The organism is Edwardsiella piscicida, assembly GCF_021733145.1.
In the GTDB taxonomy this organism is placed as follows: Bacteria; Pseudomonadota; Gammaproteobacteria; order Enterobacterales; family Enterobacteriaceae; genus Edwardsiella; species Edwardsiella piscicida.
This window is the reverse complement of record NZ_CP090968.1, coordinates 360,653-382,788: the sequence shown is the minus strand read 5'-3', so window position 1 is coordinate 382,788 and position 22,136 is coordinate 360,653. Positions and strand designations below refer to the sequence as shown.

Sequence of the window (22,136 nt, the reverse complement as noted above, 5' to 3'; positions counted from 1 at the left end):
GAAGGCTGCCGTGATTCGGCTCAGGCGCGATCGACGGAGAAGGCGATCACCTCGCTGAGGCGCTCGGCCGACAGCGCCAGCATGATCAGGCGATCGACGCCCAGCGCGACCCCGGAGCTGTCCGGCATCCCGTGCTCCAGCGCCGCCAGCAGGTGTTCGTCGATCGGCTGCTGCGGCAGCCCCGCCGCCGCCCGTTTGCGATTATCCTGCTCAAAGCGCAGGCGCTGCTCCGCCGCGTCGGTCAGCTCATGGAAACCGTTGGCCAGCTCTACGCCGCGGTAGTAAACCTCAAAGCGCTCCGCGACGCGGTGGTCCTCGGTACTGATCTGCGCCAGCGATGCCTGGCTGGCCGGGAAATGGTAGACGAACGCCGGACGCTCTTTACCAATATGGGGCTCGACGCCAAAGGCAAATAACAGCTGCAGCAGCGTGTCGCGATCCTCTTCATTATCGGCGACATTGCTTAAATCCAGTTTTGCCGCCGCCTCACGCAGCTGCGTTTTATCGGCAGAGAGCGGATCGACGTCCAGGTGACGAATAAAGGCCTGCTGATAAGAGAGCGTTTCGGCACTTTCACATTCGAGCACCTGCTGCAACAAATCATCCACTTCATTCATCAACCGATACATATCGTAATGCGGACGATACCACTCCAGCATAGTAAATTCCGGATTGTGATAGCGTCCGGACTCTTCATTGCGGAAGCTGCGGCACAGCTGATAGATGGGGCCGCTGCCGGCGGCCAGCAGCCGCTTCATGTGATACTCCGGGCTGGTCATCAGATACAGCGTCATCCCCTGCGCTACCCCGGGACCGACAAAGTGGGTCTGAAAGGGAACCAGGTGAACATCCGTTACCGTGGCCTGGCTCATCGACGGGGTGTCGACCTCCAGCACGCCGCGATCTGAGAAAAACCGCCGGATGGTGGACAGGATGCTGGCGCGCTTCAACAAATTGGCCACAGGTGCACTGGGCTGCCAGCTTGCCGTATCGCTCATGATGATAACTCCGAAATAAAACAGGATGGGCAGTCTACCCGCTTCTCAGCGCAGATGACAGTTTTCGTCGCCGGGGTGCGCCGGGCCCACTCCCGTCTCATCGCCCACGGCGCACCGTCAACGGCGATGGATAGCGACTAGCTTCCTAATAGATGTATCCGCAAATTATTTACATTGTTCTAAAAAGCAAATAAAACATATTAAAAAATAGAATATAACGACAGAAACATTATTAAGATCACGTTTTACTATATTTTCCCGCCCTAAAAAGGATAAAACACCCAACCACGTCAATTTTCTACTACTTCAATATGGGTATAATTTTCGGATTCGAACTTATAAAACATAACCATTCCCATGCGTAATAAGGACAGCGGCTACATCTATGCTACCTTTCTTTAATACGTATTCTGGAATGGTTATTCGTTTTTAAACGTTACTTTACCATTGAACACCCGGAGGAATGCAGTGCAAACCTTTAACGCAGACCTTGCCATCGTCGGGGCTGGGGGTGCTGGCTTACGAGCAGCGATTGCCGCCGCCGAGGCCAACCCTCAACTGAAGATTGCCTTAATCTCAAAAGTGTACCCGATGCGCAGCCATACCGTGGCGGCGGAAGGCGGTTCCGCGGCCGTCACTCAGGCTCATGACTCTTTCGATTTCCACTTCCACGATACCGTTGCCGGTGGTGACTGGCTGTGTGAGCAGGACGTCGTCGATCACTTCGTACATAACTGCCCGCGCGAAATGACCCAGCTGGAGCTGTGGGGCTGTCCGTGGAGCCGTAAACCTGACGGTTCGGTCAACGTACGTCGTTTCGGTGGCATGAAGATTGAACGCACCTGGTTTGCCGCGGATAAGACCGGCTTCCACATGCTGCACACCCTGTTCCAGACCTCACTGAAGTATCCGCAGATCCAGCGTTTCGATGAGCACTTCGTGCTGGATATCCTGGTGGATGACGGTCAGGCCCGCGGCGTCGTCGCCATCAATATGATGGAAGGCACCATGGTGCAGATCCGCGCCAACGCCGTTATCCTGGCGACCGGCGGCGCAGGCCGCGTATACCGCTACAACACCAACGGCGGCATCGTCACCGGCGACGGTATGGGCATGGCCTTCAAACACGGCATTCCGCTGCGTGACATGGAGTTCGTTCAGTATCACCCGACCGGTCTGCCGGGCTCAGGTATCCTGATGACCGAAGGCTGCCGCGGCGAAGGCGGTATTCTGGTCAACAAAGACGGCTACCGTTACCTGCAGGATTATGGCCTCGGGCCGGAAACCCCGCTGGGCGAGCCGAAGAACAAGTACATGGAGCTGGGGCCACGCGACAAAGTGTCTCAGGCTTTCTGGCACGAATGGCGCGCAGGCCGCACCATCTCTACCCCGCGTGGCGATGTAGTCTATCTGGATCTGCGTCACCTCGGCGCCAAGAAGCTGCACGAGCGTCTGCCGTTCATCTGTGAACTAGCCAAGGCCTACGTCGGCGTCGATCCGGTCAATGAGCCGATCCCGGTACGTCCGACCGCGCACTACACCATGGGCGGTATCGAAACCGACCAGAGCTGCGAAACCCGCATCAAGGGCCTGTTCGCCGTCGGCGAATGTTCCTCTGTCGGTCTGCACGGCGCCAACCGCCTGGGCTCCAACTCCCTGGCTGAGCTGGTGGTCTTTGGCCGCGTCGCCGGTGAAAGCGCCCTGCAGCATCTGCAGAATGTCACCCCGGCGAACGGCACGGCGCTGGACGCACAGGTGAAAGACATCGAGGGCAACCTCAAAGCGCTGGTTAACCAGGAAGGCAACGAAAACTGGGCGACCCTGCGCGATGAAATGGGCACCTCCATGGAAGAAGGCTGCGGTATCTACCGTACCACCGATCTGATGCAGAAGACGGTCGACAAACTGGCCGAGCTGAAAGAGCGCTTCAAACGCGTCAAGATCACCGATACCTCCAGCGTATTCAACACCGAACTGCTGTATGCCATCGAGCTGGAGCACGGTCTGAACGTCGCCGAATGTATGGCGCACTCCGCCATTAACCGTCGCGAATCCCGCGGTGCTCACCAGCGCCTGGATGAAGGCTGCACCGAGCGTGATGACGTAAACTTCCTGAAGCATACGCTGACCTACTTCAATGAAAGCGGCGCCCCGCGCATTGAGTACAGCGATGTGAAGATCACCAAGCTGCCGCCGGCCAAACGTGTATACGGTGCCGAAGCAGAAGCTCAGGAAGCCAAGAAGAAAGAGGAAAAAGCGAATGGCTGAGATGAAAAACCTGAAAATGGAAGTCATGCGCTACAACCCGGAACAGGATGCCGAGCCGCGCTTTGTGACTTACGAGGTGCCGTATGATGACACCACTTCCCTGCTGGATGCCCTGCTGTATGTGAAGGACAATCTGGCGCCGGACCTCTCCTTCCGCTGGTCCTGCCGCATGGCTATCTGTGGCTCCTGCGGGATGATGGTCGATAACGTACCGAAACTGGCCTGTAAGACCTTCCTGCGCGACCACCCGAACGGGATGCGCGTTGAGGCGCTGGCCAACTTCCCGGTTGAGCGCGATCTGGTGGTCGATATGACCCACTTTATCGAGAGCCTGGAAGCGATCAAACCGTACGTCATCGGCAACGATCGCAAACCGGAAGACGGTACCAACAAGCAGACCCCGGCGGAGATGGAGAAATACCATCAGTTCTCCGGCTGCATCAACTGTGGCCTGTGCTATGCCGCCTGCCCGCAGTTTGGTCTGAATCCGGAGTTCATCGGCCCGGCCGCGATCACCCTGGCTCACCGCTACAACCTGGACAACCGCGACCACGGTAAGAAAGAGCGTATGCCGGTACTGAACACCCAAAACGGTGTTTGGAGCTGTACCTTCGTCGGTTATTGCTCTGAAGTCTGCCCGAAACACGTGGATCCGGCTGCGGCCATCCAGCAGGGCAAGGTAGAAAGTGCCAAAGACTTCATGATCGCAATGCTGAAACCGCAATAAGGGAGACTCGATTGCAATGACGACTTCAACCAAACGCAAACCCTATGTGCGGGGTATGTCATCCAACTGGTGGCAAAAGCTGGGTTTCTATAAGTTCTACATGCTGCGCGAAAGTTCGGCGCTGGAAAACGTCTGGTTCAGCATTGTGCTGATCTACGGCGTATTCTCGCTGAAAGACGGTGCCGCAGGCTGGGAAAGCTTCGTTGCCTTCCTGCAAAACCCGCTGGTACTGGTCCTCAATATCATCTCCCTGCTGCTGGCCGTGCTGCATACCAAGACCTGGTTTGAGCTGGCGCCGAAGGCGGCCAACATCGTGGTAAACGATGAGAAGATGGGCCCGGCACCGATTATCAAGGCGCTGTGGGTTGTCACTATCGTCGCTACCGTGGTGGTTCTGGGCCTGGCCCTGCTGTAACCGAGGAGAATGCATGATGAACAATAAAGTCTACAAACGTTCTGACGAGCCGGTTTTTTGGGGTCTGTTTGGCGCAGGCGGTATGTGGGGAGCTATCTTCGCGCCGGCCGTGATCCTGATCGTCGGCATTCTGCTGCCGCTGGGGATGTTCCCGGATGCGCTGACCTTTGAGCGCGCCCTGAGCTTCAGCCAGAGCATCATTGGCCGTATCTTCTGGCTGCTGATGATCATTCTGCCGCTGTGGTGTGGTCTGCACCGTCTGCATCACATGATGCACGATCTGAAGATCCACGTGCCGGCAGCCAGCTGGGTATTCTATGGCCTGGCGGCCATTCTGAGCGTAGTGGCGCTGATCGGGATCTTTACCCTGTAATCCGCCCTGTGACGAAAAAGCCTCCTGCGGGAGGCTTTTTTTATGGGGCCGCATCCGCGCGGCGGGCGCTAGGTGTGGCTAAACTTAAGCCCCAGTATCCCGCAGAGGATAAGCCCCAGGCTCAACAGACGCAGAGGGCTGGCCGACTCGCCCAGCAGGATAATCCCCATGATCGCGGCGCCGACGGCGCCAATGCCGGTCCAGACCGCATAGGCGGTACCGGCTGGCAGGGTTTTCATCGCATGGGCCAGCAGCAGCACGCTAGCGGCCATCGCCAGCAGCGTAACCACGCTGGGCCACAGACGGGTAAATCCATGGGAATACTTTAAACTGATGGCCCAGACCACTTCGAGCAGGCCGGCTATCAGCAATACAATCCAAGACATGATGGTGTCCAACGACGGGCAGGGGCGTCCCTGAAAAAAGCGGCATGTGCGGGTCGTCCCGCACAGGAGGAGCCGTAGGCGGCATCCCCAGGTGTTTCTCTACCATACCCTTCCCGGCCGATGATGGGAACGCCATGCGCCGCGATGAGCAAAAAAAAACCGCGCCAGGCGCGGTTTTCTTCAGCGAGAGGGATTACTTCACGCGGGAGACATATTCGCCAGAGCGGGTATCCACCTTGATGACTTCGCCGATCTGAACGAACAGCGGAACCTTAACCACGGCGCCGGTGGTCAGGGTTGCCGGCTTGCCGCCGGTACCGGCGGTATCCCCTTTCAGGCCCGGATCGGTCTCAACGATTTCCAGCTCAACGAAGTTCGGCGGGGTAACCGCGATAGGCTGGCCGTTCCACAGGGTAACCACGCACTCGGCCTGATCCAGCAGCCACTTAGCGTTGTCGCCAACGGCTTTGGCATCGGCAGCCAGCTGCTCAAAGGTCTCGTTGTTCATGAAGTGCCAGAACTCACCGTCGTTGTACAGGTAAGTCAGGTTCACATCCATCACGTCGGCGCCTTCGGCGCTATCGGTCGACTTGAAGGTCTTTTCGATCAGCTTGCCGGTCAGCAGACGGCGCAGCTTAACGCGGGCAAAGGCCTGGCCTTTACCCGGTTTGACGAATTCACTGGATTCAACGGCGTAAGGTTCACCGTCCATCATGATTTTAAGACCGGAGCGGAAATCGTTGCTAGAATACGTTGCCATAAAGGCCCTCTGAATAATTTACTTGGTAGCTTAGCCAAAAAAATGGCACATATTGTAACCCAAAAAGGGCAGCCGAGAGAAGATTGGCTGCAACAACTTGCCGACGTTGTCACCGACCCCGCCGACTTACTGGCCCAGCTGGGCCTTTCTGACCATCCACAGTGGCTGGCAGGCTGCGAGGCTCGTCGCCTGTTTCCTCTGCGGGTACCGCGCGCCTTCATCAGCCGGATCCGCCGCGGCGATCCTAACGATCCCCTGCTGCGCCAGGTGATGAGTGACGCCGCCGAGTTTATTGAAACCCCCGGTTTCTCCACCGATCCGCTGGAGGAACAGCACAGCGTCGTTCCCGGTCTGCTGCACAAGTACCAAAATCGTGCGCTGCTGTTGGTCAAAGGCGGCTGTGCGGTCAACTGCCGTTACTGCTTCCGCCGCCACTTTCCCTATCAAGAAAACCAGGGAACCCGCGCCAATTGGCAGCGAGCGGTGGCGTATCTGCATGAACACCCGGAGCTGGATGAGATCATTTTCTCCGGCGGCGATCCGCTGATGGCCAAAGATCACGAGCTGGACTGGCTGTTCACCCAGCTGGAGCAGCTGCCGCACCTCCGGCGCCTGCGTATCCACAGCCGTCTGCCGGTGGTGATCCCGGCACGCGTGACCGATGCGCTGTGCCAACGTATGGCGGACTCCCGTCTGCAGATGGTGCTGGTCACCCATATTAACCACGCCAATGAGATTGATGAAGCGCTGAGCGAGGCCATGGGGCGACTGAAGCAGGCCGGCGTGACCCTGCTGAATCAGAGCGTACTGCTGCGCGGCGTTAACGACAGCGCCGATACGCTGGCGGCCCTGAGCAATGCGCTGTTTGACGCCGGCATTCTGCCCTACTATCTGCACGTTCTAGACAAGGTGCAGGGCGGTGCCCACTTTATGGTGCCGGATGATGAGGCGCGTCGCCTGATGCATGGGCTGCTGGCCCAGGTCTCCGGTTATCTGGTACCGCGCCTAACCCGCGAAATCGGCGGCGAACCGAGCAAAACCCAGCTGGATCTGCATCTGCGCCAGCAATAATTCCCCGCAAACGCTGTATCGGCCTGCGCCTTCGGCGGGCAGGCCGCCTCTCCATAGCCACGCAAGCGGCAACAAACATCACACTTCAGAAACAAAATAGTGCTAATAACCATAAATTTTAACTATTTGTTAAACTGAAGCGATCCAGCCATATGCTTTAACCGACCATTTACGTTATAAATACACCGCGATAATTCATCATACCAATAATGTTAATCTGTGTTTGTTAGGGAAATTTATGCCTGCATACTTACCATTTTTTCTGGGTATCCTGCCGCTTGCTGTCATGATCATCCTGATCCTGAAACTGAAAACCCCGATCCATCTCGCCGTACTGATCACGCTGGCGCTGACGCTGGCGGTCACCGGCCTGTATTGGCATACGCCGCTGCAAACCCTGGGATCTGCGCTGATCTATGGAGCCTTAAAAGGACTGTGGCCGATCGTCATCGTGATCCTGGGCGCTATCTACAGCTATAACCTGATGCTAAAGACCGGCAGCATGGACATCCTGCGCGACGTACTGGCCGCCGTCAGCGACGATAAGCGCATTCAGGTTCTGCTGATCGCCTGGTGCTTCGGCGGCTTCCTGGAGGCGGCCGCCGGCTACGGTACGGCGGTGGCTATCCCCATCGGGATCCTGATCGCGCTGGGCTTTAACCCACTCAAGGCCGCCATCGCCTCGCTGGTTGCCAATACCGTACCGACCGCCTTTGGCGCCGTCGGCATCCCGGTCTCGATTCTGGCTGAGCAGGTCAATCTGCCGGTCACCGCGCTGAGCGGAACCATCATCTCCCAGCTGGCCCTGTTTAATATTCTGCTGCCGTTTGTCATCGTCGCCATCATCGGCGGCGGTGTCAAAGCCCTGCGCGGCGTCTTCACGCTGACCCTGCTGTGCGGCATCTCGACCCTGATTCCGCAGTACCTGGTCGCTATCAAGCTGGGCGCCGAGCTGCCCGCCTTTGCCGGTAGCCTGGTCAGTCTGATCGTTGTCACCCTGATGGCCAAGGCGCGGCGCGGCGAGACCGCCGCCGAATACCGTATTGACGGCGCCCATCTCAAGGGCAACGTCCGCTATTCCGCCCCACAGCTGCTGCGCGCCTGCGCAATCTACCTACTGATCTTTATTTTCATTCTGCTGTGCTCACCGCTGTTTCCGGCGATCCGCTCGACCGTCGCCCAGGTCGCCAGCGTTCTGCCCTTCCCGCTGGCCAACGGCCAGGTGCTGAAGCTGAAGATCGACTGGATCGCGACGCCAGGCGTTCTGATCATCATCGCCACCCTGATAGGCGGGGTGATTCAGGGCGCCGCCCTGCGCCAGATGCTGCAGGTTTTCGTCGCCACGGTGAAGCAGCTGAAAAACTCCATCATCGCCATCAGCGCTATCGTCGCCATGGCGACGGTCATGGACGTCAGCGGGCTGATCGCCACCCTGGCACAGACTCTGGTTAACGTCACCGGCGGCGGCTATCTGTTTATCGCCCCGATCATCGGCGCGCTGGGGACCTTTGTCACCGGCAGCGACACCAACTCCAACGTGCTGTTTGGCAAGCTGCAGACCATGGCGGCGGAAAAGCTGCACGTCGATCCGCTGTGGCTGGCGGCCGCCAATACCTCGGGAGCCACCGGCGGCAAGATGATTTCGCCGCAGAGCATCGCCATTGCCGTCTCGGCGACCCGCATGGATGGCCAGGGCAGCGCCATCATGTCCGGAACCCTGAAGTACTGCTGCGCCTATATCGTTATTCTGGGGCTGAAGGTCGGTCTGGTCTATTACCTATTTATGTCTTAATCAATTGAATTAAATAATATTTTATTTTCTGCAATGGAGATTTTCTGTCGTGAACGTCAACTTTTTCGTCACCTGTCTTGGAGACGCCCTTAAGTCGCGTATGGCGCGCGACAGCGTACTGCTGCTGGAGCAGCTGGGCTGTACGGTCCACTTCCCGGAAAAGCAGGGATGCTGCGGCCAGCCGGCCATCAACGGCGGCTACGTTAAGGATGCTATTCCGGGAATGAAGACCCTGATCCGCGCGCTGGAGGAGAACGACGACCCGATCATCTCGCCGGCGGGCTCCTGCACCTATGCGGTCAAGAGCTATCCCAGCTACCTGAGCGACGAGCCTGAGTGGGCGCTGCGCGCCGAGCGCGTCGCCAACCGGATGGTCGACCTCACCTCCTTTATCGTCAATACCCTCGGCGTTCAGGACGTGGGCGCCCGTCTGCCGGGACGGGCGGTCTACCACCCCTCCTGCAGCCTGCTGCGCAAAATGAAGGTCCGCGAGGAGCCCCTGACGCTGCTGAGCCACGTCCGCGGGCTAGAGCTGCTGCCGTTCCCCGCCGCCGAAACCTGCTGCGGCTTTGGCGGCACCTTCTCCATAAAAATGGCCGAGATCTCCGGTGAGATGGTGAAGGAGAAGGTCAGCCACATGATGGAGGTCCAGCCGGAGTATCTGATCGGCGCCGATATCAGCTGCCTGATCAACATTGGCGGCCGCCTGCAGCGCGAAGGGCTACCGGTCAAGGTGATGCACATCGCCGAAGTGCTGATGAGCCGTTAAGGGGGATGTCATGTCATTGAAAACCAGCGACGTAAAATTTAAGGATCGCATTCGGCTCCAGCTGGATGATGCGGTCATGCGTAAGGCGGTAGCCAACGCCCAGGAGCGCATCGGCGCCAACCGACAAAAAATGGTGGATGAGCTGGGGCACTGGGATGAGTGGCGCGAACGCGCCGAACAGATCCGCGATCACGTGCTCGATAACCTGGACGCCTACCTGTACCAGCTGGCGGAAAAGGTGACGGAGAACGGCGGAAAGGTCTACTTTGCCAAGACCAAAGAAGACGCCACCCGCTACATTCTGCAGGTTGCTCAGGCCAAAAACGCCAAAAAGGTGGTGAAAGCCAAGTCGATGGTCACCGAAGAGATCGGCATGAACCACGCGCTGCAGCAGGCGGGAATCCAGGTGGTGGAGACCGATCTGGGCGAATACATTCTGCAGCTGGATCAAGATCCGCCCTCCCACGTGGTGGTGCCCGCGATCCACAAGGATCGCACCCAGATCCGTCGGGTACTGCATGAGACTCTGGGATACGACGGGCCAGAGACGCCGGAGGCAATGACCCTGTTTATCCGCCAGAAGATCCGCCAGGACTTCCTCAGCGCCGACATCGGCGTCACCGGCTGTAACTTTGCCGTCGCCGAAACCGGCTCGGTCTGTCTGGTGACCAACGAAGGCAACGCCAGGATGTGCACGACCCTGCCGCCGACCCATATCGCCGTAATGGGGATGGAGCGCATTGCCCCCACCTTCGAAGAGGTGGATGTGCTGATCACCATGCTGGCGCGCAGCGCGGTCGGCGCCAGACTGACCGGCTACAACACTTGGCTGACCGGCCCGCGCGAGGCGGACAACCTTGACGGTCCACAGGAGTTCCACCTGGTGATCGTCGATAATGGCCGCTCCAGCATTCTCGGCTCGCCGTTCCGCGCCGTTCTACGCTGTATCCGCTGTGGCGCCTGCATGAACACCTGTCCGGCCTATCGTCACATTGGCGGTCACGGCTACGGCTCCATCTATCCGGGGCCGATTGGGGCGGTGATCTCACCGCTGCTGGGCGGTTATGCGAACTTTAAGGATCTTCCCTACGCCTGCTCGCTGTGTACCGCCTGCGACAGCGTCTGCCCGGTCAATATCCCGCTCTCCAAACTGATCCTGCGTCATCGTCAGGCCATGGTCGAAGCCGGCCTGCCGCCGAAGGCGGAGCAGCGCGCGACCCGGCTGTTTACCTATGCCAACAGCCACCCTGGGCTGTGGAAGGTCGGCATGATCGCCGGCGCCAGGGCCGCCAGCTGGTTCATTAAAGGCGGCAAGGCGCCCATCAACGCTGGGGCGCTGGCGGAGTGGACCGCCGCGCGCGATCTGCCGCAGGCCGATGGCGAGAGCTTCCGCAGTTGGTTTAAACAGCACAAGGCGCAGGGGAATAAATAATGAATAATCGCGATGAATTTCTGGCCACGATCGCCCGCCAACTGGGGCGCGAAGTCCGTCATACTCCACAGCCTCGGCCCCAGCCCATCAATGACTATGCCCAAACCCGTCTGACAGAGCTCAGCCCACAGCAGCGCTGCGACGCCTTTATCGACGTCGCTAGCAACGTGATGCTGGCGCACTGTGAGCGCTGCAGCGAGGCCGAGGCCGCCCAAGCGGCGCTGCGCCTGTGCCAGCGCTATGGCCAGACGCCAACCCTCGTCAGCGGGGATCAACGCCTGGCGCAGCTGGGGATCACCGAAACGCTGGTGAGAGAGTGTCCGGCGACGGTATGGGATCCGGCGCTCGGCGCAGAGAATCTGCGTATGGCGGAGCAGGCCAAGGTTGGCGTAGTCTACGCCGAATATGGGCTAACCGAGTCCGGCGGCGTGGTGCTGTTCTCTTCGGCGCTGCGCGGGCGGGCGCTAAGCCTGCTGCCGGAGTCCTCCGTCTTTGTGCTGCGTAAGAGCACCATTCTACCGCGGGTGGCGCAGCTGGCCAGCCTGCTGCACCAGCGCGCGCAGCGGGGGGAGCGGATGCCATCCTGCATCAACCTGATCGGAGGACCCAGTTCGACCGCAGATATCGAGCTGATTAAGGTCGTCGGGGTGCACGGACCGGTAAACGCCGCCTATCTGATCGTTGAAGACTGCTAAACGGCGACGTCGGCGCCCTCACTAAAAAAGCCGCGGCCCTCAGGCCGCGGCTTTTTTGAACCGACGCTCCCTGTCACCATCACTCAGTTCGGGCATTTATAAACCTGTCCGCTCATCTTGCTATCCAGCGGAGCAAAGCTGGACCAGAAGCTTTCGCTCGGGCTGACGGCGCCGTAGACCACGTTGCCCCCCATTGCGGCAGCCTTGTTGCGCAGATCGTTAGCGGCGGCGCGCATGGAGCTGGTTTCACCGCCCTGACCCGATAGCCAGTTGCTCTGGGTCCCCACCGCTTCGCCCAGCAGTTGGCATTCGGTGCCCGGCTTCGTATCGGTAAACTTCACCTGCTGCCCGGCGGAAGACAGCTGAGTCATGGTACTGCACCCTGCCAGCAGCATGACGGCTGCCAGACCCAGTAACCCTTTAATCCGCATCTTATTCCCCATTTGATGTGTAAATGTTATCCGAATAATACCAGAATCCGTTGGTAACACTGAATAAATGTGGCGTACTGGCGCACAGACGGCTCGGGAGCCCTCCGGCCGATCCCGGTATATCACCGCATACTAGTGTATCTGAAACCCGCGAGGCCACAATGCGATGACAAAATTTCGCGCGACATCATACGCCGGACATAAAAACGTAAGCCACGCCCATTGCGTCACAATGCCGTCAGGTGCTCGGCGTGCGCCCCTTTTCAACCATACAGCGTCATGACGCCAATGGAAACTCGCCTCAAATACCAGCGCTCACCCCCGCGACACCACAGAGGATGGCCCTGAAAATCCACCGTTGCCGATATACGTACGGGCTTCAACATGGCCCCTATCTCGGCCATATCGGCTTTAATACTGCATGACCTCCTCAGCCGCCGCGCTATACACCTCGGCGCCCCTAGGAGCATCACTGACGACCTCACGCAGACAAACTCCCTCGGCAATATACTCGCCCGTCAGGAGACATGAACGCCAGCGTTCATTCGCTGCCTTGCCATTCCATTACTATTTATCTTAATGGTTAACGCGGTAAGACGAAAAGCGTGTCTCGGCAGCCTAAATCAGGCCAAATTAAGCTATCGGGAAAGCTTAATGCAACAAGACACGCTATCAGCCTTCATATTATAGCGATACTTGACCATGAATATGATGGAAGGCGTAAAGAAAAATTAAATTACAACATATATTCAGATGGTTTTCTGTTAAAGAATGATTTAAATACCCTGGCAAAATAAGAGATGCTTTCATAACCACACATGTTTGCCACTTGCGATATATTATACTCGCCAATGCGCAAAAGCTTTATCGCCTGGTTCATTCTTGCATTAAGATAAATATCACTAAACGTTGTTTTTTCCGACAATAGCTTTCTTTTTAGCGTAGCTCTACTCATGAAGAGCCTATCCGCTATATCCTGCTGCGACCATTTATAGCTAATGTTCGTTATGATAATGTCATACACCTTATCTCTTAGTAAGTAAGAGGACGCCCCTCTAAAGAGAGATAGCGCATCTGCCTCTCTAACAAAGTAAGAGAGTAGAAAAAAAAGATAGGCTGCTTTTTTTCCTTCGATAAGGATTGAGTTTGTGTCTTTTTTTTAAAAAGCTGAAAGGCTATCAGGGCTTCTCTATCCATCTTGGTAGATAAGAAATTAACCATCACACGCTTTCTTAAGGCCAACTCATTCTCGACATCAAAAAAAATATCGGTATGCATTTTTTATCGTCTCGGTATCCAACTCTAAAATATCATACAGTGGTTTTTTTTTCATCCGCCTTCAATGCGATGATGACCGTTTGGTTTTTAGCCAAAAAAAGTAACGATGTGCCAGATACCGTTTTCTCCTTAGCGTTTTCACTATAAATTGTCATTTCGCCCTCAGTTAGCCGTATCAAGATAGATTTAAATATCTTTAGACTAAAGAGAGATGATAAAACATTCACTCTATTTTTATATCTATCCATGGGCACACAAAGATAAGCATCACTGCTTTTCACTCCTTGAGAAATAGTTATTTCTTGTTCATCACACGTCATCATGGTTACTCCATAAAATCCACTACTATCAAATAGTTACATATCGGTCATGTTTTTGTTATTGCCGATAACGAGTCCAATTACACCTGTGTGACAATGAGTCATAAATAATGCGCCATAAATATAATAGATTAAAATATATAATTACAATTCTATCTCATTAGTTAATGATTCTTTTTGGCACACTATATATTAGCAAAATGACATTAACCTTGTATTTTTGGCTAAACAATCAAAATCATTAGCTCAACACACCACGAATCGATAAAAAAACCTGATATATCTATGGTTAAATTTCAAAAAACACAAAAATGAGCCAAATGGTTCAGAGATCAATCCAATCACGCTCACCGTTTTCAGACCATTACGCTACCCTAGAAAAACAATTTTTATCTTGACATTGTTACTTTAGCCATGTCTTCGCATAGCCGCATGGTTGTTTATTACGAATGGAACAGGTGTAAACGAGTATGTTTAAATATACATATGACATATTGAACTTAATAAGCAAGAAAAGGCTAAGTTCCATACTGCCATTAATCAATGGACGTCCCAGAAAGTCCAACAGCACATCGTCGAATAAACCCATCGCACGTAAAATGGCGACGCCACCACAGCCCATCAAGATTAAGGTGATGGCGTGGTGTAATATTATCACTCAGATACTATTCCCTATCGCGATTTCATTTTCGCCAAGTATGAGTCTTGCGGCCGCGCAGCGCAGTTCGATGCAAATACACGCACAATCAACTGAACCCTATATTTTAAAAAAGGGTGAAACGGTAGGCAGCGTCGCGAAAAAACTGGGCGTAACGGTTAGCCAACTAAAAAAAATAAACCAGTTTCGTAAGTTCGCCCACGGTATCGACAAGATCGGTGCCGGCGATGAAATTGATATTCCCCACTCAGGCTCCTCGCTGACCAAGCCGGGCTCACCTGCTGCCGCAACGCCGCTCTCTCCGCACGCCGATACATCGGAAAGAGAGAGCCGAGTTGCAGGCCAACTGATGGGCGTAGGGCGCGTACTGGCATCGCCCCAGTCATCCAATGCTGCATCGGAAATGGCGCGATCTTGGGCCACGGCTGCCGCCAATGATGAAATCGTCAAATGGTTAAGTAAATACGGCACCGCGCAACTTCAACTTAATATCGATAAAAACTTTTCGCTTGATGGAAGCGCACTTGACTGGCTATTGCCGTTTTACGACACACCGACAACAACAACCTTTACCCAGTTAGGCTTTCGCAATAGAGATCATCGCAATACGCTAAATATCGGTATTGGTACTCGTACCTTATCCAACAATTGGTTATTCGGGGTAAATGCCTTTTACGATCATGACCTGAGCGGAAAAAACTCACGCCTTGGCCTAGGGAGCGAGGCATGGACCGACTATTTACAACTCTCACTTAATGGTTACCTACGCCTGAGCGACTGGCATCAGTCACGTGATCTGGCTGATTATAATGAACGCCCGGCAAATGGCTTCGATGTCAGAGCCAATGCCTGGATGCCTACATTGCCACAGTTAGGCGGGAAGTTAATGTATGAGCAATACTTCGGGGATGCGGTAGGGCTATTTGGTAAGGATAACTTACAGCGTAACCCTTACGCCTTTACCGTAGGTGTAAACTATACCCCCTTCCCCCTATTAACGTTGGGTGTTGACCAGCGTTTGGGTAAAAATAGCGAGCATGATACCCAATTCAATGTACAGCTAAACTATCGTATTGGCGATGACTGGCGAGCTCAGGTTGATCCCTCCGCCGTTCCCCATTCTCGTCTGATTTCCGAGAGCCGCTATAATCTGGTTGAGCGTAACAACAATATCGTCTTAGAGTACCAAAAACAGAATATTATGCATTTATCCCTGCCCAGCGACACCCTCAGTGGGCAGCCGGGCTCGGAGCATATGATCAGTGCCATATTGCAAACTAAATATGGCTTGCAGGATATTGTTTGGCAGGACGCTGAGTTTATTTCAGCGGGCGGAAAGCTACAGCGCCAGGACAAAACCCACTTCAACCTAACCCTACCCTCTTATCGCTATAGCGCTACGGCAAGGCGCAGCGGCAGCCACGCGACAGCGCAAGCTGAAATCGCGGCCAATACTTATCACCTGAGCGCCACGGCATTTGATACGAAAGGAAATCAATCCAACACCATCAATCTGACGGTTACCGTTGAGCCACCGACCGTTTTTCAGGGTAAGTTCGAAGTTCAGCATGATAACGCCGTAGCGAATGGCAGCGACGCCATCAGCGTGGATTACATCCTCACCGATGAGAGCGGGGGCCGCGTCGCGAATAAAACGATCCTGATGACGACCAATAATGGCGCTAAACCAAGCAATGCTGAGATAAATACGGATCAGCATGGCGTAGCGCGCCTGAATGTCACGAATACGGCGGCGGGCGCGACGCTTATCACGGCAACCGTGAATGGCGTAAGCCAAACGCAGTCAGTGAATTTTATCGCGGACAGCGCACATCCCGATGCTAATAAGTCGATACTCCTGGCCAGCCCCAAGAGCATCGTCGCCAACGGTAAAGACGCCACGGCGCTGACGCTGCAGCTGAAGGATGCCTATGGCAACCCGATTAGTGGGCAGAGCGTGACCTTTATCAGCAGCGAAAGCAGCGGCATCACGGTCAGCAGCACCACCGACAGCGGTAACGGCAACTACAGCGCCACCCTGAGCGGAACCCGCGCGGGTCCCCTCCAGATAACGGTCGCGATCGATGGCAAGCCGCTGCTAGGGCGCTCCGCGCCAGTAACCCTGACAGCCGACAGCAGCCAGCCCGACGCCGCCAAGTCAACCCTGACAGCCACGCCCGATCATATCGTGGCCAACGGGACAGACGCCGCAACGCTGACGCTGACGCTAAAGGATATCAATGACAATCCGATCGACGGGCAGAAGGTGGCGTTCATTAGCAGCGAGCGTGACGGCGTCGCTATCAGCCACACCACCGACCATGGCAACGGCAGCTACAGCGCCACCCTGAACGGTACCCGCGCGGGCACAACCCAGGTGACGGTGACAGTCGATGGCAAACCGCTGGCGGTGAGCGCCGCAGCGGTCACTCTGAGCGCCGACGGCAGCAGGCCTGATGCAACCCGTTCACTCTTGGAAGCCAAGCCCAGCCAGATCGTGGCTAACGGGACAGAGGCCGCCGCGCTGATGCTGACGCTGAAAGATGTCAACGGCAACCTGATTAGCGGGCAGCGCATCGCCTTTATCAGCAGCGAAAATACCGGCATCACCGTCAGCAGCGCGACGGATGAGGGCAACGGCCGCTACACGGCCACCCTGCGCGGTACCCGCGCGGGCATCACCCAGGTGTCGGTGACGATCGATGGCACACCGCTGGCGGTACACGCCGCGCGGGTGACCCTGACGGCGGACAGCAGCAACCCGAATGCCGACAAATCGATCCTCGAGGCCAACCCCAGCCGGATCGTGGCCAATGGCGTCGATGCCGCCACGCTGACGCTGACGCTGAAGGATATCAACGATAATCTGATTAGCGGGCAGAGCGTGGCCTTTATCAGCAGCGAAAAGAACGGCGTTCACATCAGCAATACCACCGACGAGGGCAACGGTCGCTATCGCGCCACCCTGAGCGGCACCCGTGCCGGTATCACTCAGGTAACGGTGGCGGTCGATGGTAATCCGCTGGCGGTGAGCGCCGCGACGGTGACCCTGACCGCCGACAGCAGTAAACCGGATGCCGCCCTGTCCACCCTGGAGGCTAAACCCAACCAGATCGTGGCTAACGGAACGGAGGCCGCCGCACTGGCGCTGATGCTGAAAGATGTCAACGGCAACCCGATTAGCGGACAACGCATCGCCTTTATCAGCAGCGAAAACACCGGCATCGTCATCAGCGGCGCGACGGATGAGGGCAACGGTCGCTATAGCGCCACCCTAAAGGGTACCCGGGCTGGCGCGACACAGATAACGGTGACGGTCGATGGCAAGCCGCTGGCGGTGAGCGCCGCGACGGTAACCCTGACCGCCGACAGCAGTAAGCCGGATGCCACTCTATCGACCCTGGCGGTGACCCCCAACCAGATCGTGGCTAACGGAGCCGATAGCGCCGCGCTGGCGCTGATCCTGAAGGATATCAACGGCAACCCGATTAGCGGGCAGAGCGTAGCTTTTATCAGCAGCGAAAAGAACGGCGTTCGCATCAGCCAGACCACCGACGAGGACAACGGCCGCTATAGCGCCACCCTGAGCGGCACCCGTGCCGGTATGACCCAGGTAACGGTGACCGTCGATGGCAAACCGCTGGCGGTGAGTGCCGTAACGGTAACGCTGCATGCCGACAGCAGTAAACCCGACGCCAGCCTGTCCAGCTTCGCGGTTAATCCACATGAGATCGTCGCCAATGGGAGCGATGCCGCCACGCTGACGCTACTGCTGAAGGATATCAACGATAATCCACTGGCGGCTCAGAACCTGGCGTTTATCAGCAGCGAAACGAACGGTGTTAGCATCACTACCACCGCCGATGAGGGGAACGGTCGCTATAGCGCGACGCTGACCGGCACCCGCGCCGTCAGCACCCAGATTACCGTGAAGGTCAATGGCGTCACGCTGGGCGTCGCGGCAGAGACCGTCCGCCTGAAGGCGGACAGCAGCAATCCGGATGCGGGGCAATCCGCACTGGTTGTCGATCCGTCGCGTATCGTTGCCAATGGTAAGGATAACGCCACCTTGACGCTCACGCTGAAGGACGTGAACGGTAACCTGCTGGCCGGACAAACGGTCGCATTCAGCGGCGATCTGGGTATCGTCGTTGGACGCACGGTGGATCATGGCGATGGTACCTATAGCGCCGTACTCACCGCCGGTATCACCGCGGGTAGTGCACGCATCCTCACCACGGTCAACGGCAATGAATTGCGGCTGAATGCGCCCAGCCTGACCCTGACCGCCGATAGCAGCCAGCCCGATGCCACCAAGTCGACCCTGGCAGCGAAGCCCGATCAGATCGTAGCTAACGGGACTGAGGCCGCGGCGCTAACGCTGACGCTGAAGGATATCAACGGCAACCCGATCAGCGGGCAGAACGTGAAATTTGTCAGCAGCGAAAAGAGCGGAATTAGCGTCGGCAATACCAGCGACGAGGGTAACGGCCGTTATCGCGCCGCGCTGAGCGGCACCCGAGCCGGTATGACCCAGGTGACGGTGACGATCGATGGCAATCCGCTGGCGGTGAACGCCGTGACGGTGACCCTGACCGCCGACAGCAGTAAGCCCGACGCCGCTCTGTCGACCCTGACGGCCAAGCCTGAGCAGATCGTGGCCAATGGGATAGAGGCCTCCACGCTGACGCTGGCGCTGAAGGATATCCACGATAACCCGATCAGCGGGCAGCGCGTGGCCTTTATCAGCAGCGAGAATACCGGTATCACCGTCAGCAGTACCACGGATGACGGTAGCGGTAATTATAGCGCCACCCTGAGCGGTACCCACGCCGTCAGTACCCAGATTACGGTAACGGTTAATGGGGTCGCCTTGGCTATCGATGCGAAGACCGTCAATCTGACGGCGGATAGCAGCAATCCCGATGCCGCCAAGTCCAGCCTTAAGGCCACCCCCAAGACTATCGTGGCCAACGGGAGCGATGCCTCGACGCTGACGCTGACGCTTAAGGACGTCAACGGCAACCTGATTAGCGGTCAGACGGTCGCCTTTATCAGCAGCGAGCACGACGGCATCACGGTAAGCGGTACGACCGATAACGGGAATGGCGACTACAGCGCGACGCTGCAGGGAACCCGCGCCATCGGCACGCAGATAACGGTAACGGTGAATGGCCAGCCGCTCGCGGTGAGCGCGGCGACGGTGACCCTGACCGCCGACAGCAGCCACCCCGATAGCGCCAGATCGACATTGGTAGCTGCGCCAACGCAGATCGTGACCGACAGCACCCAGGCCTCGACGCTGACGCTGATGCTGATGCTGAAGGATATCAACGACAACCCGATTAGTGGGCAGGATGTCGCGTTTATCAGCAGTGAAAAGGACGGTATTCATCTCACGGCCACCGCGGAAAAAGGTAACGGTAGCTATAGCGCGACCCTGACCGGTACCCGCGCGGGCACGACCGAGATAACCGTTACCGTCGGCGGCAAAGCGCTGGCCGTGCATGCGGCGACGGTGACGCTCATCGCCGACAGCAGTAAACCCGACGCCACGCTATCCACCCTGGAGGCTAATCCGTATAACCTTGAGGCAACGACGGGAGCCTCGGGGAGAGCAACATTGACCCTGACCCTGAAAGATGTGCATGGTAATCCTATCGCCGGACAAGAGGTCGTTCTGTCCACCGATTTAGGCTCCATCAGCGATGGGGGTAGGACGACCGGCCATGCCGACGGTACCTATACGGCGACGATCTATGCCGGCACCGCGGCGGGGATCGCCCATGTGACCACCCAGCTAAATGGCAGCGCATTCCCGCTCAATCTGGAGGTTCCCATCAATGGCGATAGCTCCGCGCCAGACCCCAGCAAATCGAGCTTCGAAGCAACGCCAAACCTGATCGTGGCCAACGGCGTAGAGACATCCGCATTAAAATTGACCTTGAGGGATGCACACCTAAATCCTATCTCGAGTCAGGATGTGAAATTTATCAGCAGTAAAACCAATGGTATTACTATCAGCTCCACGACACCCCTGAATGACGGTACCTACCATGCAACTCTCGCGGGGACCGAAGCGTTCACAACCACCATCACCGTGACGGTGAATGGCAATCCGATGAATGCATCGCTGCATACTACGGTAACGCTGAATGGCAATAAGGATCACCTGGATAGTGCACAGTCAACCCTGGCACTCGATAACGCTACCGCGGAGGCGAATTCACCCATCGCATTAACCCTGACATTGAAGGATACACATGGTAATCCGGTAAGCGGACAGCGCGTGAAATTTATCAGTAGCGCACCGGAGTACTCCACGTTCGGGGCGGTGAGAGATGATGGAAACGGCGTCTATACGGCGACGGTATCTAATATCATTCCGGGAAGTATCGATATTTCAGTCGAAGTGAATGGCACAGCGCTTGCTACGCTCACTGAAAAGGCGACATTTACCGCAATGAACGTAGTGATTTCAGATACAAAAACCCAAAATAATCAGCTGTCAGTTAATCCCGGAACGGAGGGTTCTAGACCGACCGCAACCAATCTTTATCTGCTGAGGAACAGTGACAACAAGGTATTAGCGGCACGCTATGGCGTCAACAGCAGTGAGTGGGGGGCATTCGATATAGGTAACGGACTCTCTGATAGCGATGAGTACAGTGTCTTAGCCTCAAATGGCGCGGGAGCCTATCGATGGGCAATCTACAAATATCAACTTAAGAGGAACTATGCCGAGGCGTTGGTGGGGTGGAATACATTATTGGATAATACAGCCCGACATTATGACGTAGGGACACGCCTGTGGAATAACACGACATCTGTCGATTATCCAGTGCCGACCATGGCTAGCCTCGACTGCTCCATAGTGAAAACCTGCCTATAAAACAGGCTATACATTAAAGCAGTAAACATAAACCTCAGGGGTTGCGATGGTTCGCCCCCTGGGGTTTCTTTATTAGAGAAATACGCCGCGACTCATCGTCTGATAGACCAGGCTGATTACCCCCCCACCTTTTGCTTCATAGCCAGTGTCCCACCGAGCCTTCGGCCTGCCCTTCCCCGGCAAGACAACGGTACCAGGCAGAACAACGTCGCGAGATACCCACGAGTGGACGACTTCACTCTAAATCCAGTCGACGTTGACAGGCGATCAGGCGGAAATGGGAACCCTCAGACGAGATAGCGCGATACTGCCGTCGTCAGACTTGGACGCCAAAATCCGTCCCTAGAACCTCGGCCGGGCTGATGTCATCCCGGACCAAGCGTATTTATGGCGTCCAGCGCAAAAGCGCAATCCCATCGCCCGATGGCCGGTAGCCTATCCTATTGGCACACGTCATGGCCGTCGTCGGATGATATAAAACCGTACGCCGTACCACTGTCGCCGTCGTCATAGCGATAGTGAATAAGAAAAATAGCGCAAACCCATATTCGCCACGCGGTTCAACGCATGCATATGCCCTCTCTTGAGGAGAGACTGGTTAGATGCGCCATAAGCAAACACGCCGTATTTATTTGCCACGAAGGGATATGCCAGCGCACAGCGTTTCCCTCGATGGGCCATGAGGGTCATTCACGCTGCGTGCATCCAGAGATACCGGCGTGGGGCTGAGCAGAGCACCAACGTTATTGCCGGTAATCCGTTCCGAACGTTGCCGTCCACGTTAGCCGCCGTCGATAGCGTTAATCGCGAATGCCTACCCCCGCGTCAAAGGGGAGTATCATCGCGCTAAGAAGGGTCATCACGGAGAATA

General features: G+C 56.3%; 17 protein-coding genes. 10 read left to right on the top strand and 7 right to left on the bottom strand.

The features are described from left to right. Positions 1-20: 20 nt before the first annotated feature. Positions 21-998, bottom strand: a complete 978-nt coding sequence (epmA, locus tag L1P05_RS01675; protein ID WP_012847216.1) for an elongation factor P--(R)-beta-lysine ligase — start codon at positions 996-998, stop codon at positions 21-23. Between the two features lie 468 nt (positions 999-1,466). Here epmA and frdA point away from each other — a divergent pair, with 468 nt between their 5' ends. The 4 genes from frdA to frdD are packed head-to-tail and all read left to right on the top strand — an operon-like array spanning position 1,467 to position 4,781. Then, positions 1,467-3,266, top strand: a complete 1,800-nt coding sequence (frdA, locus tag L1P05_RS01670; RefSeq protein ID WP_034168765.1) for a fumarate reductase (quinol) flavoprotein subunit — start codon at positions 1,467-1,469, stop codon at positions 3,264-3,266. Beyond that, positions 3,259-3,993 carry a succinate dehydrogenase/fumarate reductase iron-sulfur subunit gene (locus L1P05_RS01665; protein WP_012847213.1) on the top strand — a complete coding sequence of 245 codons (735 nt, stop codon included), beginning with the start codon at positions 3,259-3,261 and terminating at the stop codon, positions 3,991-3,993. Before frdA ends, L1P05_RS01665 begins: the two co-directional genes overlap by 8 nt. A gap of 16 nt (positions 3,994-4,009) precedes the next feature. Next, positions 4,010-4,408 (top strand): fumarate reductase subunit FrdC, encoded by a 399-nt coding sequence (frdC, locus tag L1P05_RS01660; RefSeq protein WP_014524167.1) that lies wholly within the window; start codon positions 4,010-4,012, stop codon positions 4,406-4,408. Between the two features lie 16 nt (positions 4,409-4,424). After that, positions 4,425-4,781 carry a fumarate reductase subunit FrdD gene (frdD, locus tag L1P05_RS01655; protein ID WP_015460788.1) on the top strand — a complete coding sequence of 119 codons (357 nt, stop codon included), beginning with the start codon at positions 4,425-4,427 and terminating at the stop codon, positions 4,779-4,781. A gap of 68 nt (positions 4,782-4,849) precedes the next feature. Here the strand turns inward: frdD and sugE are convergent, their stop codons facing one another. Together sugE and efp are read right to left on the bottom strand one after the other, a co-directional pair. Beyond that, positions 4,850-5,167 carry a quaternary ammonium compound efflux SMR transporter SugE gene (gene sugE / locus L1P05_RS01650; RefSeq protein WP_034168764.1) on the bottom strand — a complete coding sequence of 106 codons (318 nt, stop codon included), beginning with the start codon at positions 5,165-5,167 and terminating at the stop codon, positions 4,850-4,852. Between the two features lie 193 nt (positions 5,168-5,360). Then, on the bottom strand, positions 5,361-5,927 hold the full coding sequence (gene efp / locus L1P05_RS01645; RefSeq protein ID WP_012847208.1) for an elongation factor P: 567 nt from the start codon (positions 5,925-5,927) through the stop codon (positions 5,361-5,363). Positions 5,928-5,969: 42 nt separating this feature from the next. Here efp and epmB point away from each other — a divergent pair, with 42 nt between their 5' ends. The 5 genes from epmB to L1P05_RS01620 all read left to right on the top strand — a co-directional run bounded on the left by epmB (position 5,970) and on the right by L1P05_RS01620 (position 11,686). Next, entirely contained in the window at positions 5,970-6,998 is a 1,029-nt protein-coding gene (gene epmB, locus L1P05_RS01640) for an EF-P beta-lysylation protein EpmB (protein WP_012847209.1), read from the top strand. Positions 6,999-7,236: 238 nt separating this feature from the next. Next, entirely contained in the window at positions 7,237-8,790 is a 1,554-nt protein-coding gene (locus tag L1P05_RS01635) for an L-lactate permease (protein ID WP_012847207.1), read from the top strand. Between the two features lie 49 nt (positions 8,791-8,839). Next, positions 8,840-9,559 carry a (Fe-S)-binding protein gene (locus tag L1P05_RS01630; RefSeq protein ID WP_012847206.1) on the top strand — a complete coding sequence of 240 codons (720 nt, stop codon included), beginning with the start codon at positions 8,840-8,842 and terminating at the stop codon, positions 9,557-9,559. 10 nt (positions 9,560-9,569) lie between these two features. Continuing rightward, entirely contained in the window at positions 9,570-10,991 is a 1,422-nt protein-coding gene (locus L1P05_RS01625; protein ID WP_012847205.1) for a LutB/LldF family L-lactate oxidation iron-sulfur protein, read from the top strand. Continuing rightward, entirely contained in the window at positions 10,991-11,686 is a 696-nt protein-coding gene (locus tag L1P05_RS01620) for a LutC/YkgG family protein (protein ID WP_012847204.1), read from the top strand. The genes L1P05_RS01625 and L1P05_RS01620 overlap by 1 nt, the downstream gene beginning before the upstream one ends. Positions 11,687-11,769: 83 nt before the next feature. On the opposite strand, the gene L1P05_RS01615 is transcribed toward L1P05_RS01620, so the two are convergent. The 4 genes from L1P05_RS01615 to L1P05_RS01605 form a co-directional block, all read right to left on the bottom strand. Beyond that, the gene (locus tag L1P05_RS01615) at positions 11,770-12,117 is read right to left on the bottom strand and encodes a DUF4156 domain-containing protein (RefSeq protein WP_012847203.1); all 348 of its coding nucleotides are present in this window, start codon (positions 12,115-12,117) and stop codon (positions 11,770-11,772) included. Positions 12,118-12,853: 736 nt separating this feature from the next. Further along, on the bottom strand, positions 12,854-13,072 hold the full coding sequence (locus tag L1P05_RS17545; RefSeq protein ID WP_109579745.1) for a helix-turn-helix domain-containing protein: 219 nt from the start codon (positions 13,070-13,072) through the stop codon (positions 12,854-12,856). A 77-nt stretch (positions 13,073-13,149) separates the two neighbouring features. Next, positions 13,150-13,395: a hypothetical protein gene (locus L1P05_RS01610; RefSeq protein WP_012847201.1), complete on the bottom strand. Its 246-nt coding sequence runs from the start codon at positions 13,393-13,395 to the stop codon at positions 13,150-13,152. Between the two features lie 32 nt (positions 13,396-13,427). Then, the gene (locus L1P05_RS01605) at positions 13,428-13,718 is read right to left on the bottom strand and encodes a hypothetical protein (protein ID WP_146203335.1); all 291 of its coding nucleotides are present in this window, start codon (positions 13,716-13,718) and stop codon (positions 13,428-13,430) included. 467 nt (positions 13,719-14,185) lie between these two features. Between L1P05_RS01605 and L1P05_RS01600 the strand changes: the two genes are divergently transcribed. Next, a complete protein-coding gene (locus L1P05_RS01600; RefSeq protein ID WP_012847199.1) occupies positions 14,186-21,265 on the top strand; it encodes an invasin domain 3-containing protein in 7,080 nt (2,359 codons plus the stop codon). Positions 21,266-22,136: the final 871 nt, after the last annotated feature.

What these genes read in the sequence shown, in the direction of transcription:
- epmA (WP_012847216.1), bottom strand. Translation starts at nt 998, where the DNA reads ATGAGCGATACGGCAAGCTGGCAGCCCAGTGCACCTGTGGCCAATTTG.
- L1P05_RS01665 (WP_012847213.1), top strand. Translation starts at nt 3,259, where the DNA reads ATGGCTGAGATGAAAAACCTGAAAATGGAAGTCATGCGCTACAACCCG.
- frdC (WP_014524167.1), top strand. Translation starts at nt 4,010, where the DNA reads ATGACGACTTCAACCAAACGCAAACCCTATGTGCGGGGTATGTCATCC.
- frdD (WP_015460788.1), top strand. Translation starts at nt 4,425, where the DNA reads ATGAACAATAAAGTCTACAAACGTTCTGACGAGCCGGTTTTTTGGGGT.
- sugE (WP_034168764.1), bottom strand. Translation starts at nt 5,167, where the DNA reads ATGTCTTGGATTGTATTGCTGATAGCCGGCCTGCTCGAAGTGGTCTGG.
- efp (WP_012847208.1), bottom strand. Translation starts at nt 5,927, where the DNA reads ATGGCAACGTATTCTAGCAACGATTTCCGCTCCGGTCTTAAAATCATG.
- epmB (WP_012847209.1), top strand. Translation starts at nt 5,970, where the DNA reads ATGGCACATATTGTAACCCAAAAAGGGCAGCCGAGAGAAGATTGGCTG.
- L1P05_RS01635 (WP_012847207.1), top strand. Translation starts at nt 7,237, where the DNA reads ATGCCTGCATACTTACCATTTTTTCTGGGTATCCTGCCGCTTGCTGTC.
- L1P05_RS01625 (WP_012847205.1), top strand. Translation starts at nt 9,570, where the DNA reads ATGTCATTGAAAACCAGCGACGTAAAATTTAAGGATCGCATTCGGCTC.
- L1P05_RS01620 (WP_012847204.1), top strand. Translation starts at nt 10,991, where the DNA reads ATGAATAATCGCGATGAATTTCTGGCCACGATCGCCCGCCAACTGGGG.
- L1P05_RS01615 (WP_012847203.1), bottom strand. Translation starts at nt 12,117, where the DNA reads ATGCGGATTAAAGGGTTACTGGGTCTGGCAGCCGTCATGCTGCTGGCA.
- L1P05_RS17545 (WP_109579745.1), bottom strand. Translation starts at nt 13,072, where the DNA reads ATGAGTAGAGCTACGCTAAAAAGAAAGCTATTGTCGGAAAAAACAACG.
- L1P05_RS01610 (WP_012847201.1), bottom strand. Translation starts at nt 13,395, where the DNA reads ATGCATACCGATATTTTTTTTGATGTCGAGAATGAGTTGGCCTTAAGA.
- L1P05_RS01605 (WP_146203335.1), bottom strand. Translation starts at nt 13,718, where the DNA reads ATGATGACGTGTGATGAACAAGAAATAACTATTTCTCAAGGAGTGAAA.
- L1P05_RS01600 (WP_012847199.1), top strand. Translation starts at nt 14,186, where the DNA reads ATGTTTAAATATACATATGACATATTGAACTTAATAAGCAAGAAAAGG.